Source organism: Spiroplasma endosymbiont of Glossina fuscipes fuscipes (assembly GCF_049669535.1).
Taxonomy (GTDB): Bacteria; Bacillota_I; Bacilli_A; order Mycoplasmatales; family Mycoplasmataceae; genus Spiroplasma.
The window spans coordinates 1,044,489-1,061,098 of sequence record NZ_CP187162.1 but is presented as its reverse complement, the minus strand read 5'-3'; the positions used below and the strand labels follow the sequence as shown (position 1 = coordinate 1,061,098).

The following is a 16,610-nucleotide window of genomic DNA, read 5'->3' as shown; positions in this document are numbered from 1 at the left end:
TAGCGCTGCATTATTAGTGGCATCTGGTATTTCAACAGGATGTATTTTAGCAACTCAAAATAACCTCAAAATAACAATGTACAAACTTATTATTAATTTAATAATAAATATTTTAGTACTAGGACAGCAGCTGCTGCATATGCAATGAATAATACACAAAAAGGGAATTTTGGTTATAATACTAATAATTATCTTTTTGATGGGCAAGTTTTTAGTATGCAATCAAAATTAGATGACTATATTCAAAAACAAAACGGTCATGAGATTTAATAATTTCAGATGGTCGTTATGTTGTATATCGCACTGATGATCCAAATCAAGTGGGGAAATTTATTTATTTTTCATTGCAAGACTTAGCGTTAGCGGCTGTTAAAACAGCTGCCAAACTTAGTTCGGCGATTAACAAACTTGAGAAATCAGTTTATTTATATATTTATACAGCCCAATCAAAAACAGTTGTTCCCTTTGTTTTTTATGATAATGATGTTGATAGTGTTATTAACAAGATTTATCAATATGAACAGTGAAATTAAGGTTTTAAGCCATTTTTCTGGTTTAAAAACCCAATTAAGAACTGCTTAAATAAGTAGTTTTTTCCTTTTTTCCAAAATAAAATATGGTATAATTAATAACATAGAATAGTTAACAACTATTTGTCGTATCAACTTGTATTAACCATTTAGCAATTATCAACAATATTAATTACATAAAGAAGGAGTTATTCAAATATGAAAAAAACATTTTTTACCATTTTAACAGCTTCAACGCTAGAATCAACGTTAGCACCATCGCTTAGTCAACAACAAGCAGAAAACCCACCTTTGACATGAGATATTGGAGCGATGTCTGGGAATGCATCATTTCCAGTTGCAAAACGTGGGATGCAATTTGTCACTAATAGTGGAAAACCACTGGTCTTTAACTTTTTAAATCATGCTAATACATGAGATTCATTTGTTCAACAATATCCTTATTTTAAATTTATTGATTCAACCATTAGAACAGGATTAAAAGGGGACAACAAACAGATCAGACTTGATGATGTTGTTTATCACACGAGTGCTTTTAATACGGGGCAATCAGGAATGATGTTTACAATGGCAGAAGTTAAGTCAAGATTCATTGGTGATTATGTTGTTTTATCGGTTGTTGGAATGTTATTAAACAACACGATTAATTTTGGTGTGATGTATACTCTAAATATCACCCAACAATATGCTAACCCATATCCATTTTATAACTCAACAGCTGGTCGCATCCAGTTTATGAGTGATAGGTAAACTTTAGGTTAAAAGGCATTAATTATAAATGTCAAGAATTGATAAGTTATATCAAATCAAAAAGAATGGGAAAGGCTATAGTAATAATAAAATTAAAATTAGAGATATATACGAACGATTTATTAAAATTATTACGCTAATAATTATCACATTGTTGTTGATTGTTTTAATCTATGGGATTGGTGCCATTTTAAATGATCATAGTAAAAATCAAGTCCTAATTACAGTGGGGGATGTCTTCATTAAAATTGGGAAAGCTGTTTTTAACAATTTATCAATTATTTTTTGTCTTGTTACTGTTATTAGTATTACTAATAATCTTAAAGCCGTAGCAATTGGTGTTACTGGCTTTTTGGTTTTTTCGGTAACTCAATTTGCTTTAATTCAATATCAGGTTACACCCGATGGAACATTGTATGTAACTAGCATTTTATTTTTCTATCAGGGGGATAATCTATCTTTATTTTTAGGAACAACCTTAGGAATTGTAACGTTAAATACTTCAATTTTTGGTGGCGTGATGGTTGGTATTATGACATCATACATTTATTATAAGTGTATTGAATTAAGAATGCCAAAATCATTAGGACTTCTAAATGGTTTTCCGTTGGTAAGTATTATTGTGGTTTTTGCTAGTATGTTGTTAGCTGTTGTGTTCTTATTATTATGAATTGTAGTAGCAATGCTTTTAAATAAGATTTATTTCTGAATGTGAAATCAAAATGCTCATCATTTTTTAGGCGCAGCTTTTGTTTATGAATTTTTAAATATTTTATTAGTACCATTTGGGTTTAAAGATATTTCGGCAAACTTATTTGTCCAAAGTAATTCTCAATTATTAACGCAACAAGAATTTATGGAGTTATTTTGTCAGATCTCATATAGTTATGGTTGACAATATAATATTTTTACGCAAAGTTGAAATAATAATAGTATTCAAGCAGTATGAACATATTTACAACAACCACAGTTATTTGATAGTAAATTATCTTTAATTGAATGAATGTCAATTTTACCGTTTAACCGTTTACCCCAAATTAACGGGATTGAAACTGGGTTATATAATTGATTCTTATATAGTCAAAATATTGGTGATTTATTTCAGTTAAAACTACCACCAAATTATGCGATTGTCTTTGGTGCTTCATTAGGAGTTAGTGTTGCAATTATCTTAACTAGTAAAAAGGAAAACCGCCTTTCAACCGCACTGTTAATGTCGACTATCTTATTAGTGACAATTTTAACAGGAAATAATATTATCATTAACTTATTTATTTTCTTAGCTTCACCATTGCTATACGTTATGGTGTATGCCCCAATTGCAGGATTAAATGGCTTGTTTATGTCCATGTTGGGTGTTCATATTTGAGTATCCTTTATTGATGGTTTAGTCGACTTTATCTACAAGGGAATTTTACCAGCAGCAAAAGGAACACAGTTCTTCTGAATCCCAATCTTTAGTATTATTTGATTTGTTGTGATTACGCCTATTTTTGCGAAAGCAATTATACATTTTGATTATCCTTATGTTGGTCGTCGAGAAACAATTTTACCACGGATTACGCACAAAAAGTATCATGAGATTTGGAATCATTAGCGAATAATATTTAATTTAAAAAATTGTGAAGAAATTTTAAATGTGTCACAAAATTTAGTAAATTTTTTGTAGAATAAAGGATAAAATAGGACAAAAAAATCGACCCTTATTGGGTTGATTTTTTTATTTGAAAATTAATCTTAAAAAATAAATATATTGGTTCTACAATTATTTATTTTACAATTACATATTTTTTAGTGGAAGGTTCCCCAACATGGCATTTTGTCAGTAAAGAAACCAATAGAGCTGTTAACTTGTTTTTTTTGCGATTTTGTAAATTATTAATAACTTTGATTAAGATAAACAGATAGTGCTGTATTCATAACTTTTAATTAACAAGAAAAAAATAAAATCGTGTGCGTAGAGGTTGAAGAACTTTTAAGAACTGGGCAAGGATTTCTTAATTAATCTACTAGTGGGGACTTGATGAGGAGGTACTTACAACTACAAGTAACTACAAATTGTAGAACATTGTAGTTAATATACCAACAATTACCAAAAATTACAGGAGGTATATATGAAAAAGTTAAATAAAAAAACTATTAATAAATTAAATGAATTAATGCTTAAAAGTTATTCAGTATCATTTGAAGATATGACTGATGAACATTGAGCATTAGGTAAACAGAATTAGGAGAATTAAATTATGAATAAAAGATATTTATTAGTAATTAAACAAGCATATAGCATTGATACTTTATCATTTTATACAAAAAAAAGAAGCTGAAATTAATAGCAAAAATTATAACCTTTATGGAAATAAGGTTGTGATTTTAGATTTAGAAGATAAAAATATTGAATGATTATGTGAAAAAGGATGTGAATAATATGAACTTAAAAGATTTATTAAATGAAATGTTTGATAATTACCCAGATTGTTATAGAGATTATGGTTTAGCAATTATGGATCGTTATGAAATTGAAGTTGAAAAGAAAAAATTAACACCTGAAGAAATTGATAATCTTACTCATTTATATTTTGATAAACCAAAAAATAATTATATTGGAAATGATGAAAATAATGGAACAACTTAAATTTGATTTTGATAGTCCAAAAAATAATTTAACATATATTTGGATAGGTTACAATAACTTGGACCATATTTATGTAGACTGTAAAAAAATAAGCTAAAATTATTAGGAAAGCAGGAATATAAAAATGGCAAAAAACCAGTACACCGATGAATTCAAGAAACAAATCGTAATGTTATATAAAAATGGTAAAAGTAATATTGAAATTGTTAACGAATATAAAATTTCAAAGGCAGTTCTTTATCAATGAGTAAAAAAATTTGAGAATTCTGGTTCTTTTAAAGCTAAAGACAATCGCTCTGTTGAAGAAAATGAACTTATTCAGTTGCGAAAAGAAAACAAACAATTACGAATGGAAAATGATATTTTAAAGCAAGCAGCACTGATAATAGGCAAAAAGTAATATTAATTACTAACAATAAAGACAAATATTCAGTGAGGAAAATGTGTCAAATATTAAAGATAGCAAAATCAAAGTATTATTATCAAATTAATAAGATCACTAAAACTGAAATTAATATTTATGAAAATGAAGTTATCAGTGCATTTAAAGAAAGCTATAAAGTTTATGGTGCTAGAAAAATTAAAATTATTTTAGCAAGAAAGAACATTATTTTATCTCGACGAAAAATTAGAAGAATTATGGCAATAAATAATTTAGTATCAAAATATACTAAATTAAAATATCGCAATCATAAATCTCCTGTAAATAATGATCAAATTAGTAATATTCTAAATCGTGAGTTAATTGTAAAGTAAAGATGCAAGTAGGATTTTTAACCCTTATTAATCCAATAGTATATCTTTTATTAAAAATTGCAACTATTTTTTCAAAAAAAATATTTTTTTTTAAATTATGTAGTTATTTCAGCACCACGAAAAATGATTTTTAATAAAAGTCTAAAATTAATAATTAAATTATTAAATATTTTGTAAAAATACCTCTTTGGAGGATAATCAACCTAAACTCGGTCGCGGTTTTTCATTAATAATTTTCATAATTTTATTAATTTCTTTTTGAGTAATTTGATTAAAATCTGTTCCCTTAATGAGATATTCTCTAATATCTCTATTCATTCTTTCAACTTTGGGTTTTTGTGTTGGAGTTCCAGCATCACAAAAATATACATTTGCATTAGTAATCTTTTCAATTTCTTTTCATTTACTTAATTCTTTACCTTGATCAGTTATAATTCCTTTTATGTTTTCTTTATAAAGTTTATTTTTAAAAATACTTTTAATTGCTTTATTAACTTCTTCTGAATTATGATGATCTAATTTAAAACAAATAGTATATAAACTCTTTTCTTCGGTAAAAGTTAAACAAGCAGATTGATGTTCTTTTCCAACAATACAATCCATTTGAAATCAACCAAAAGTACCTTTTTTATGTTCTGCTTCTTCAATAAATCTAATATTAGTTAATTGACCACGATCATCTTTTCTCTTTTTTGTTTTAAATTTTTTACCTTTAAATGGTAATTTTTTCTTAATTTCAGTATTTTCATCATCAAAAACACCATGATCAATATATTTGTAAAGTGTCATATGTGAAAATGGATTTTTTTCATTATATTTTTTTTCATATTCATTAATAATTAACATTGGTGAATAGATTTTTTTACTTAAAATTTTTATTACATGATTTACAACTTTTTTTGAAATTGTTGTATATTTTATTGATTTTTTTCTTTTCTTTTTATAATCATCATTTGCTTTTTCAGGATCGTATTCTTCTTTAAGTCTATTAACTTCTAATCTGATTGTGTTAGGACTTTTATCCAATACTTTTGCTATTTTTGATAAATTAGGTGTACCATTCTTTTTCTTAAATGTTTCTGCTAGCAAATGTTCTTTTAAATTATATCTTTGATCAAGACCTGTATGTTTATATTTTTTCTTTTCTTTTTTCATAAAATCTAACCCTTTCTTAAAAAAAGTTATACAATAAAAATTAAATCTTGTTGACAATTTATTAAAAAATGTTAGGATGGTGATGTAATTTAATACAAGTAGGATTTTCTAGCCCTTAATCTCTTGTTTAAAAATTACTAAAAATAGAGACTTGTAAAAGTCTTTTTTTATTTTACTTTTTTTATTTTTTTGTAGAATGGTGATGACAAAAAGAGGTAAAAAAGATGGCAAAAGTGGGAATTAATTGATGAAAAGATGCAAAAAAGCGTAATATTGATGTAAAAATAAGTAAATTTGATGACTATTGTGAGGAAAATAATTATAAATTAGCAACAAAAGAAACATTATTAATCTATTTAAAATTAGAAGAAGATGAATATAATACCTTAAAAGACACTAATTTATTAGCATTTAATGAACTTAAAATGAAAATAAGAATACTAGAAAATAATATAAAATTACATCTCTTAAACGAAACTAAGGGGGGGGGGTATCCGTATATGCTCAGTATTATGGTCGTGAAAATGAAACTGAAATAAATTATACTCCACCAGTAATTAACATAACAGATGGGAGAAAGATATAATGGCAATGTTGTATGAATATAGTTATCTTAATGATATAGTAATTAGTTTATTAAATAATACTGAATATATTGCTGATGAGATTAATTTAGCAGGTAGTCGTAAAGCTGGTAAAACATATTCTATTGATGAATTAATAGCATTATTAAGTTGTGTTGTATTAGCAAATAAAGATAAAAAAATAGCAATATATGGTTTTAGATTAAATAGTGCTGATACTGCTGAAATGCAACAAGATATTCAAGATGCATTAGATAAAGTTGGTTTAATCCTTAACCCTACTAAAAAATGAAAAGGTGGTCATTATCAATATAATGCTCGTTTTAATAAACCTACTTGAACATTTCCTAATGGTAGTTTTATTAAATTACAAGGAGCAAGAAAAAGTAATTCATCGCAAGTATTAGGTAAAGGAACAGCTAGAGCAAATGGTGCTGATTTATGTATTATTTGACTTGAAGAAGCTAATGAATTTAGTAAATCAGAAAAAGAAGCAATTATGCAAGCAGTTCGTGATTATAAAAAATTAATATTAATTACAAGTACTAACCCTGATAGTATTTATCAAGATCATATCGATTATTTAAATAAATTAATGCCTTTTAATCGTAAAGAATTAGAAAGTAAAGGTGAACAAATATCTAAATTAGTAATTCCAGTATTAGACCCTAAAACAGGTCAAAAAGCATATGATAAAAAAGTAATTAATCATTATACTAATTATTTAATTAATAAAGATAATTTAAATTATGATGAATTAATGAAATTATATGAATTAAAAGCAGAATGACCTAAAAAATATGAGGTCTGAGGAATTGGAATGCCGAGGAGCATTAGATGGCTCTATTTTTGCTATTTATTTATTTAGTAAATTATATGATTTTGAACCAGTTAATTTTAAAGCAGGATTAGATTTAGGATATACAGATAGTCCATTAGGACATGCTACTCATGCAATTTTAATGGGGTTAGATAGAAATTATCAAAAAATATCACCATTAATGGAATATAAACATAGTAATGCTGAAATGATACATAAAGATACAACTAAGATTTTATTTGAAATAGTACATTTTTATATAACATGTGCTACACAATGAGATTATTTACAAGATGGTTTAGATGTAAATGTTGACTATGGTAATGGTGGTTTAGTAAGTATTGATACCTTAAATAATATTAGGCGACAATATTTTCCTGATGCTAATTGATTAAGATTTAAACCAGTAGTAAAAGATGTTTGATATCGAACTGATAGAATTGATGCTATAATCATCCTGCTAAATAAGAATTATTTACAAATTAGTCAACGATTAACACCAGAGTTATTTAAGGATATGTTAAAAATGGAATGAAGAAAACCACCTGCAAATAAGTCTACTTATAAATTAGAAGATAATAAATTATTTGATGATGGTTTTGATGCTATGACTTATGCTGTTATGGATATTATGGAATATTTTATAAAAACATTAGATAATCCATTTTTATTAAGTAAACAATTCGGAAAGCGAGGTTAATAAATATGAATAATGAAAATACTTTATTATCTAAACCTGAATGAAAATGATACTATTCTTTATTATTTTTTACAAGAGGTGCAAAAGATTATAAAAAAGATCGTGAAAGATATGATAAGCAATTTTTAAGTGAAAGTGGAATTATAGCTTATGATACTGATAAAGGAATTACTGGAACAAGTGCAGTTTTATTAAGTATAATTGTTGCTTTGTGATCTATTTTACCGCAAGTAATAGAATTACCTAATTATTTACAATTTTTAAAATGTGGTTTAGAAAATGTTGATTGAAAAAATAATTATGGAAATGCATTATTAATGTTAATTATTCCGTCTAGTGCTAGTTTTATTTATCAAAAAGCACCTAAAATTATTCCAAATGCAAAGATAAGATTATTAACTAATATTGCAACTAAAATTATTCCAGTTATTATTCTTACTATTTTTATTTGATTTATTTTAAAAATGAAAGCATATTTTAAAGCAAGAGAAAATGAAAAATCAATTAATATTGCTAAACATGCTGAAAATAAAAAATTAAAAATAGAAAAACAAAAAGAATTAATAGTTCAAAAACAAGCTTTAAAAATATTACGAGAGGAAAATAAAAAATATGGCAAAAAAACAAATTAAAAGAAATATTGAAAAAATGCGAATGGATAAAAATATTTGTTGGATGATAATTGATGGTAAAGAGTGTTTTAAAAAAGTAAGTAAAAATTGAAATGGTATTGGTGTTCCTGCTTGTGAAGAACATACTAAAATATTTCAAGAATTAATGAAAGAAACTTATGATTATGGTGTAAATAATAAAAAAGAATATTTAGATCAATATGAAAAAGGTTTTAAAGAAGGAATTGAAGAAGCTAGAACTGAAATTAAGAAAAAATACCCACAAGTTTACAAAAATTAAAATGATGGTAAGATGGTGACGATAGTTTTTGAAATTTTCTATAAAAAATAATGGAGGGATTAAAGTATGACAAACTTTAAATATGATTATAAAGAAAATATGACACAAGATGAAATTAATGCTTTATTAGAACAAAAAGAAAAGCAAGTATTATCTAGTGTTTTACCAAATGCAGAAACTCGTATTAAAACTGAAACAGAAAAACAATATGAAGAAAAAATTAATAGTTATCAGTCAAAAATAAGAGAATATGAGTTATCACAAGTACCACAAGAAAATCGTAAAATAGTTGAAGAATTATTAAATAGTGGTAAAGATATGGAATATATTAAAACTAATTTTAAAGATTTAGTTGAGAAAAAACCAATATTAGATATGAAAAATCTAATGAATGGTGGAATTCAAATTAAAGATGAAAATATGTTTATTGAAGAATTAACACAAAAAATTAAAACTAGTTTAGATGAAAATAAAGATATTCCTGTTAAGGAAAGAATTAAAAATTTAGTTCAAAAAGAATATCAGAAAGGAAAATAAAATATGGCATCAATTATAGGATTACATGAAGGATTTGTTATTGGTAATGGTGTAGCAAATCTAACAACAGAAGGACATTTATTATTATCAGCACAAGAAATGAGAGTTAAAGATATTTTATCAAACCCTGATTATTATACATTTCATCGTTTAACAGCAACAGCACAATCAAGTCCTAATATGAAAAGTGCTGATTATGCAGTAGCAATTTATACAATTCCAGAACGATTATTTTATGGAGATAGTGAGTGAAATCACGAAAAAGGAAACCCAAAACAAAATCAAAATGCTAAGCGTGGTCGTTTAGTAATTGATCATACTATTGGTTTAAAAACACAATGAAGACGATTTGATTTATCTCGTTTAAAAAATACTGATCCATCATTACGAGGTGAATTAGTAGCAAAATGAACAGGTTCAATTATAGAAAATATGATGTTTAATTTAGAATTATACTTTTTAAAAGGTGTAATTGATAATTATATTGCTCGTAGTAAATTTAATAAAGATTATGCTTTTGTTTATGATACAACTAAAATTAAAACTCAACAAGATGCCTTAGATTTAATGTATAAATTAGGGCATCGTATGATAGATGAAACAAGAAAAATTAATGCATCTCAAATTGGGACAAATACTAGTGATTGAGAAATGATTTGAGAACCACATTCATATTTAGATTTAACACGAGCATATACTCAATTAATTGGTGAAAATATTTCAGCAAATACAATGGTAACTGGTACTTTATTCCAAGATAAAGTTTTAGGTTATATGGTTTCTAAATCATTATGACTTGGTCAAAATATTAAACCTTTACATGGTAAAACATCAGATGGACAATTAGAAATTAATTTACAAGGAATGAATAGAACTCGTGGCTTTGATTTATCTATTAATAATAAAATAGAAGCATTAGTTATTCATAGAGATAATGTCGCAATAATTACTATTTTTACTGAAAATATTAGTTATGTTGATAATGATACACAAGAACCTGCATTTACTAGTCGTGTATTATTTTCATTACCTGCTTTAACAAGACCTGAATTAGGTTTCTTAATTGTTAAAGAAATATTTACAGAACAAGAACAAATGGATGCTATTGCTCGTATGTGAGATAATACAGATCCAACTGGTGATTCATGACAAAAATATAATGAATTTACTGGTGAATGAGAAAATGAATTAACTTATCAATTATTAGATTATGATCCAAATTATAAAGATTTTTATAATCCTACATTTAAAACTGCAATTCAAAATACTATTACTAATATTAATAATTTAGATGTAGATCAAACAGCATTAAATATGGATGTATCTAAAAAATATAATGAGTTTTTTGGAATTACTCCAACAACTCCTGACACAGCAGAAATTAAAAAATTATTTGATAAAATTTTAGATAATAATTTAACTACACCACAGAAAAAACGAATTTTAGCATTTATGCGTTCTATTATGATATTAAGTGATGGCAAAAATGATTATCCAATTCAAACAAATTCAGCAGGTATTTATTTACCAGTTAATGAAATTGTAAGTGGTAATATTTATTTACATATTAATGCAGGTATTATTGATAATCAAAATATTAATGATAAAAAAATATTAATTAAAGGTAATTCTAAAATAAATATTAGTGGAATTAATAAATTAGATAAACCTACTATTCATATTGCAGTCCCAACAAAAGCAACAGCTGAACAGTTAAAACCACAATTTAAAGATGTTGTTTTAAAAGCAGTAAAAGCAGTAAATAGTTCTTTAATTGAAAGTGATTTTGATTACTTTATTGAAAGTAAAAGTGAAGACTGACCAATTAATATTACAAATGATAAAACAGTTGCAGTTCAAATTGAAGGTAAAAACAACGCTACTGGTCAAACAAATCCGATTGATGTAGTAATTAAAAATTCATAGTATATAAAAAATAGGAATTAACCTATTTTTTATTTTGATGTTTAATTATATTAATTCCTTTTTTAAGTTCTTTATAAAGATTAATTGTTTTTGGTTTTGATATTATTTTAGTATGTAAATTTTTATATCCTGTTTTTAAATTAGTAGCATATTCTCTTTGTTGATTTAATCAATTTTTATTATCGATATATTGTTTATTTTTATTTAATTTACTATCTTTTAAATTATAAAAATTAGTACTATATTTATTAATTTCTTTATTTAATTCTAATAGGTTTTTATTAATACGACTAGCTCTTAATTTAACATCTCCACTTGCTTTATTTTGTTTAGTATTTATTTGTCAATTTACATATTCTCTTAATTCACTGCGTAATCATATATGTAATCACATATTTCATAATACTGATCCTGCCCCAGTTCTATTTTTACCAGTTGCTGATTTCATTGCTTGTCATACTTGGATATGTACTTTTGGGTAAGTATATGGTCCATATCATCTTCTTTGTTTATCATTATCACTTTGAATTAAAATAGTTAAATTACCTATTAATTTTTGTTTATTAGTTATTTGAAAAAATCCTTTTTTACATCAACTACTAGATAAGATAGTTCAATTACTTTCTGTTGGAGTTAATGATTTTACAATTTCTTTATATTTATTTTTATCTAAAAAACTAATATCTTTAAATAATTGTATTTCTAAACTACGAGGTATTTTTTTTAAAAGATCATTTAAAACATTTGGATTTAAATAATATTGAATTTGTGCTAATTGATGTTCAATATCTTGAATACTTTGTAAAATTGCTTTTATTTTAGAATTACCATATTTTTCTAATAATTTTATAATTCTTAATGCTATTTTGGGGTTTTCTAAAATACTAGTAATTAATGTTAATAATTTTCACATTTTTTGACACTCTCCTTATGGTGATTATATAATGGGTGATGACAAAAAGAGGTGTAAAAATGCAAGATAAACAAGAAATAAATTTTAATGAATTAATTAATAAGCCTGAATATTTAAGTTATTTAGAAACAGGAAAATATAAAATATTGCAAGAACAAAAATATTATATTGATATTCCTTGAATTATTGCTAATAGAAAAGCGGCTCCGTTAACTATTGGGCAAGGCTTAATGTTTAATTGTGATAATGATGATACGCAAGATTGAATAGAAGAATGATATGAGAAAAACTATGTTTATTCAAAATTATATCAAAATGAATTAGCAAATAGTTTATACGGGCGTAGTGTAATGTATTTATTAAAAACAGAAACTGATGATTTAACGATTGATGTTGCCCCGATTGGTTCAAATGTTCGTATTGCTAAATATTCCGAAATAGAACAATATGCGGAAATGTGAATATTACCTGCACAATCTGATTATATGTGATATCAAAGAGTACAATTTTATCCTAGAAAAGCAAAAATAACTTACTATACAGCAAAAGATTTAGAAATTGGGGTATGACAAACTTATGGTGAATTAGAAAGTAAATTAAAACCAGTTTCTACAATGGAATATGATACTGGGATTGATATATTACCTATTGTTGAATTTATTAATTTGCCTAAATTAGTGCATGGTACTAAAACTACTGTTGATTGTGTTCCTGATTGCTTACCAGTATTTAATTTAATTAAAGATGTTCAAGATAATATTTATTATAAAAGAATTGAAAGAATTATTAACCGTACTCATTTTATAGGACAAAAAGATACTACTCATTCACTTGTTGATAACGGTAAAGGTTCAGAAGAATTAGTAAGTGCTGATGCTATTATTACTAGTACAGTACAAGGTTATGCTAATTTAACTGGTAATAGTGGAATGGGTTTAATTCATGCTCAACAAAATTATACTGAAATAACTATTGATAGTGATTATTCTATGAAAATGATATTTAATGGTGCAGGATATGATTATGATAATTTTACTGGTGAAACTTATACTAATAAAACTCAATCTTTAATGAATGGTAAAAATGATATTCAAACTACAAAAAATAAAAGAACATTAAGATTACCAAAATTATATCGATTATTTGATTATATATTTAGAGATTATAAAAAATGAGATAACTTAAATGATGATAATCCAAATAATGATAATGTTAGACCTTATACAATAGAATTTATAGATATTGATATTGTTGATGATATTACACAAGCTGATGTTATTGATAAACGATTAAATAATGGAACTATTACTCATATTGAGGCAATTCATAAGCAAGATAAGGTGACAACTAAAAAAGCAAGAATGATGTATGAAGAAATTAAAACAGAGCAAAAAGAACAATTAGAGCAAGAAATGAGTTATATTGATGATGATAATCAAACAAGAGAAGAAGATATTAAAGGAGATATACAATAATGCAAGTACCTAATATTAATAGTATTTTTAAAAACTTAAATGAAAGAATAATGGATAATAGTGTTCGATCTGATTTAACTAAATTAGATATTGATATTAAAAGTAATTATTTCTTTTTCCCATTTATTATTAAAACTGGTTTAGTAAATATTACTGATAAAGGTTTTCAACCTAATAATGGAGTACCACAAAACTTTACACAAATGTCACAAATATTTACAGGTAAAGAGGGAATTATAGCACAATGAAAAAATGCAATTAAAATTAGATCTAGACATATCCCTGATATTTGAAATTATGATTTTTTACAAAAAGAAAAATATTGATTTACTTATTCTATTGATGATTTTAAAAAAAGTTTAACAGATAAAATAAGTTATTTTAATAATGGTGAATTAAATTATTTATGAAATGAAAAAGATCAAATATTTACTAATTCAGAAATTAATCAATCTTTTAGTGTTAATGATGTTTGAAATTGAATTAATTCAGATGAATATTTAAATTATAATGTTTATGTTATAAATTTACAAAAAATTAATAAAGCATTAGATAATTTTGCTATTAAAAGAAAATTTAAAGGTGATGCTTATAAATGTCATATTGTTAATATTAATGATACTGTTGAGTTTTCTAAATTAGGTGGTGAAGAATATTTTGGCGAATATAATGCTTGATATCTTGATCGTACAATTACGGTTGAAACTACTTATAATTTTCAAAGAGAAGATTTTTTAAGATTTTATTTAGTTCCTTTACAATCTGATAAAGAAGATGTTGATGATAATTTATTAATGTTTATATCAAATGCTCAACCAAAATATAATGACCTAAATGAATTAGTATATTGAAATATTACTTTTAGTTATGTTAAAGATTATATTAATACTACTGGGCAAACTATTCAGCAATTCGTACAATTTTCAGCACCAGGTGAAGGCTATGTAATTCCTAAAATAATATGAGATGATTTAGGTATTCCAAAAGATTATGAAATTAACGAGAAATTTACTGGTGATAATGGTATTAAAAGTATTCAATTAACTTTATTAGGTAATAATGGTTTTACTGCACCAGTTATTTTTGGTCGCCCGATTGAAAATTTAGGGAAATGAAATGAAAAAGTATATCCACAGCGTAGATTATTTATTGATAATTTAAAAATGCCAGTAGCAGATAGTTTAACAAAATCATCTAAACCATTAACTACTTATTTATTAACAAATGGAATTCCTGCTATTAATGGTCAATATGATAATTGATTAAAAAGAAAACAAGCACAATCTAACCAAGAAATTAAAAAGAATTATGAGGGTTATTTGAATACAGATAGAAAATTAACACAAGCAACTAACCCCAATAATTTAACAGTTAAAGATGTTGCTTTAAATTATAAAGGTAATAAAGTTATTAAAGATTTTGATGTACGAGCAAATGGTTATTTTAAATATAATGTTGATATTGGATATAATACAATTAACCCAAGTAAAAATCGTGGGCAATTAAAAGATATGTTAAATTTATTTAGTATTATGGTTAATCATATTATTAGTTTGCCAATAGATATTACTGAAAGTATTGCATGAACTCAGCGTGATATACCTATTGTTGGTAAATTTTTAAATGCAATAAGTTTAGGTATTCCGATTTATTGAAAAACTATTGATAATAATACTAATAATTTATATCCAAATATTAAAACAGGAATTCCCTTATTTATTGGTAAAGCAAATTATACATTTTATGATGAAAGTTATTGACCTATTGTTGAAGATAGTACGCGTCCCCAAGCAAAAAATCAAGGTAATATCCCCTTAGATGCATTTAGATATAATACCCAAGATGAGGTAAATGATATTATTGGTGCTAGTGCAAGTAACACAAGTTGAGCATTTACTTTAACTGATAAAATAACAGTATCAAGATGAGGCAAAAAATCAAAAACAGAAGATGGTAAAAATTATAGAATTAGTAGTGTTATGATACCTCAATCATTTAATAATGAAGATAGTATTTATTTAATTAATGAAGAAACAGTATCTTTACCAACAATGGAAAGTGAAAATTTATTAACTGATATTGTTGGCAGTGGTAGATATATAATTGATGCAGTTGGTTTTTATAATTTAGGTAAAACTGCCTGTCGTATTTATATGTTTTCTGATGATATTGATATATATGACCCATATTCAATTATGAGTTATTTTGTTAGTTTACAAACTACAAGTTTATATAATAATTCAGTACGAGATTGATTAACTCTTTATTCACTTAGTTATTTAGACCAATACATCGATGATGATATTGTACACGATTGACCTGTTAAATTACCTGACCCGCCACCAAGCATTAATTTTTATCCAGTACAAATTAATTTAAGTAAAGCAAATACTGAATTAAATGCTAAAAGTATATATAATGGTGTATCAAACAAACCTGACGAAAAAACATATTCACAATCAAATATTTTATTATTTGATTTTGGAACATTTGGATCTACTGATTGAAAGCAAGTACAAGATAATTATAATAGTTTTACAATTAGTACAAACTCTGCAAAAGTAAGAATATGAGGAAAATCAACTGTGGGGGACTCACCGCACGAGTATGTCAATGAACCGTTGGGATTAAACCGTGAAATTAAAATTAAAGATATTAATAATTCTGGATTTATTGTTTTTGAATATTTAAGAGAAAGAGATTATCCTTGACAAGATAGTCAAGCAGGTTATTATTTTAGAACTCAAATTGTTTTTTATAATGAGGATGTTAAATTAAAAATGAGAGTTTTATATGAATTGGCTGTAATAAGTGGTAAAAGACCAGTTATAGCGGAAAGTATGTATGGTGAATTTAAAGTTAAAATTGATCCACTAGCATATATTAAATTAATAAAAAAATAGGAGTAAAATCCTATTTT

Annotated in this window: 18 protein-coding genes; 16 read left to right on the top strand and 2 right to left on the bottom strand. The window is 25.3% G+C overall.

The window, feature by feature from the left end; translation table 4 throughout:
- Positions 1-144: 144 nt before the first annotated feature.
- From ACOBWH_RS06280 to ACOBWH_RS06250, 7 genes are all read left to right on the top strand, one after another.
- Positions 145-270 (top strand): hypothetical protein, encoded by a 126-nt coding sequence (locus ACOBWH_RS06280; protein WP_424526155.1) that lies wholly within the window; start codon positions 145-147, stop codon positions 268-270.
- A gap of 50 nt (positions 271-320) precedes the next feature.
- Complete coding sequence (locus ACOBWH_RS06275) at positions 321-533, top strand: hypothetical protein (protein ID WP_424526153.1); 213 nt, start codon at positions 321-323, stop codon at positions 531-533.
- A 195-nt stretch (positions 534-728) separates the two neighbouring features.
- Complete coding sequence (locus ACOBWH_RS06270) at positions 729-1,280, top strand: hypothetical protein (protein ID WP_424526151.1); 552 nt, start codon at positions 729-731, stop codon at positions 1,278-1,280.
- Between the two features lie 28 nt (positions 1,281-1,308).
- A complete protein-coding gene (locus tag ACOBWH_RS06265) occupies positions 1,309-2,877 on the top strand; it encodes a PTS transporter subunit EIIC (protein WP_424526149.1) in 1,569 nt (522 codons plus the stop codon).
- An 828-nt stretch (positions 2,878-3,705) separates the two neighbouring features.
- Positions 3,706-3,912 carry a hypothetical protein gene (locus ACOBWH_RS06260; RefSeq protein ID WP_424526147.1) on the top strand — a complete coding sequence of 69 codons (207 nt, stop codon included), beginning with the start codon at positions 3,706-3,708 and terminating at the stop codon, positions 3,910-3,912.
- Between the two features lie 124 nt (positions 3,913-4,036).
- On the top strand, positions 4,037-4,312 hold the full coding sequence (locus ACOBWH_RS06255) for a transposase (protein ID WP_424526145.1): 276 nt from the start codon (positions 4,037-4,039) through the stop codon (positions 4,310-4,312).
- A 41-nt stretch (positions 4,313-4,353) separates the two neighbouring features.
- Positions 4,354-4,668 carry an IS3 family transposase gene (locus tag ACOBWH_RS06250; protein WP_424526143.1) on the top strand — a complete coding sequence of 105 codons (315 nt, stop codon included), beginning with the start codon at positions 4,354-4,356 and terminating at the stop codon, positions 4,666-4,668.
- A gap of 162 nt (positions 4,669-4,830) precedes the next feature.
- Here ACOBWH_RS06250 and ACOBWH_RS06245 read toward each other — a convergent pair whose 3' ends face one another.
- Positions 4,831-5,823: an IS30 family transposase gene (locus ACOBWH_RS06245; RefSeq protein ID WP_424526141.1), complete on the bottom strand. Its 993-nt coding sequence runs from the start codon at positions 5,821-5,823 to the stop codon at positions 4,831-4,833.
- Positions 5,824-6,047: 224 nt separating this feature from the next.
- Between ACOBWH_RS06245 and ACOBWH_RS06240 the strand changes: the two genes are divergently transcribed.
- The 7 genes from ACOBWH_RS06240 to ACOBWH_RS06210 all read left to right on the top strand — a co-directional run bounded on the left by ACOBWH_RS06240 (position 6,048) and on the right by ACOBWH_RS06210 (position 11,302).
- Positions 6,048-6,362: a hypothetical protein gene (locus ACOBWH_RS06240; protein WP_424526139.1), complete on the top strand. Its 315-nt coding sequence runs from the start codon at positions 6,048-6,050 to the stop codon at positions 6,360-6,362.
- Positions 6,363-6,408: 46 nt separating this feature from the next.
- A complete protein-coding gene (locus tag ACOBWH_RS06235; protein ID WP_424526137.1) occupies positions 6,409-7,275 on the top strand; it encodes a phage terminase large subunit in 867 nt (288 codons plus the stop codon).
- The gene (locus ACOBWH_RS06230; RefSeq protein WP_424526135.1) at positions 7,223-7,927 is read left to right on the top strand and encodes a hypothetical protein; all 705 of its coding nucleotides are present in this window, start codon (positions 7,223-7,225) and stop codon (positions 7,925-7,927) included. Before ACOBWH_RS06235 ends, ACOBWH_RS06230 begins: the two co-directional genes overlap by 53 nt.
- 5 nt (positions 7,928-7,932) lie before the next feature.
- Positions 7,933-8,559 (top strand): hypothetical protein, encoded by a 627-nt coding sequence (locus tag ACOBWH_RS06225; protein ID WP_424526133.1) that lies wholly within the window; start codon positions 7,933-7,935, stop codon positions 8,557-8,559.
- On the top strand, positions 8,540-8,839 hold the full coding sequence (locus ACOBWH_RS06220; protein WP_424525748.1) for a hypothetical protein: 300 nt from the start codon (positions 8,540-8,542) through the stop codon (positions 8,837-8,839). Before ACOBWH_RS06225 ends, ACOBWH_RS06220 begins: the two co-directional genes overlap by 20 nt.
- 66 nt (positions 8,840-8,905) lie before the next feature.
- Positions 8,906-9,376, top strand: a complete 471-nt coding sequence (locus ACOBWH_RS06215; RefSeq protein WP_424526131.1) for a hypothetical protein — start codon at positions 8,906-8,908, stop codon at positions 9,374-9,376.
- Positions 9,377-9,379: 3 nt separating this feature from the next.
- The gene (locus tag ACOBWH_RS06210; RefSeq protein WP_424526129.1) at positions 9,380-11,302 is read left to right on the top strand and encodes a hypothetical protein; all 1,923 of its coding nucleotides are present in this window, start codon (positions 9,380-9,382) and stop codon (positions 11,300-11,302) included.
- 22 nt (positions 11,303-11,324) lie between these two features.
- Here ACOBWH_RS06210 and ACOBWH_RS06205 read toward each other — a convergent pair whose 3' ends face one another.
- Positions 11,325-12,215, bottom strand: a complete 891-nt coding sequence (locus ACOBWH_RS06205) for a hypothetical protein (RefSeq protein ID WP_424526127.1) — start codon at positions 12,213-12,215, stop codon at positions 11,325-11,327.
- Between the two features lie 59 nt (positions 12,216-12,274).
- Between ACOBWH_RS06205 and ACOBWH_RS06200 the strand changes: the two genes are divergently transcribed.
- Positions 12,275-13,690 carry a hypothetical protein gene (locus tag ACOBWH_RS06200; protein ID WP_424526125.1) on the top strand — a complete coding sequence of 472 codons (1,416 nt, stop codon included), beginning with the start codon at positions 12,275-12,277 and terminating at the stop codon, positions 13,688-13,690.
- Positions 13,690-16,593: a hypothetical protein gene (locus ACOBWH_RS06195; protein WP_424526123.1), complete on the top strand. Its 2,904-nt coding sequence runs from the start codon at positions 13,690-13,692 to the stop codon at positions 16,591-16,593. Before ACOBWH_RS06200 ends, ACOBWH_RS06195 begins: the two co-directional genes overlap by 1 nt.
- Positions 16,594-16,610 lie beyond the last annotated feature (17 nt).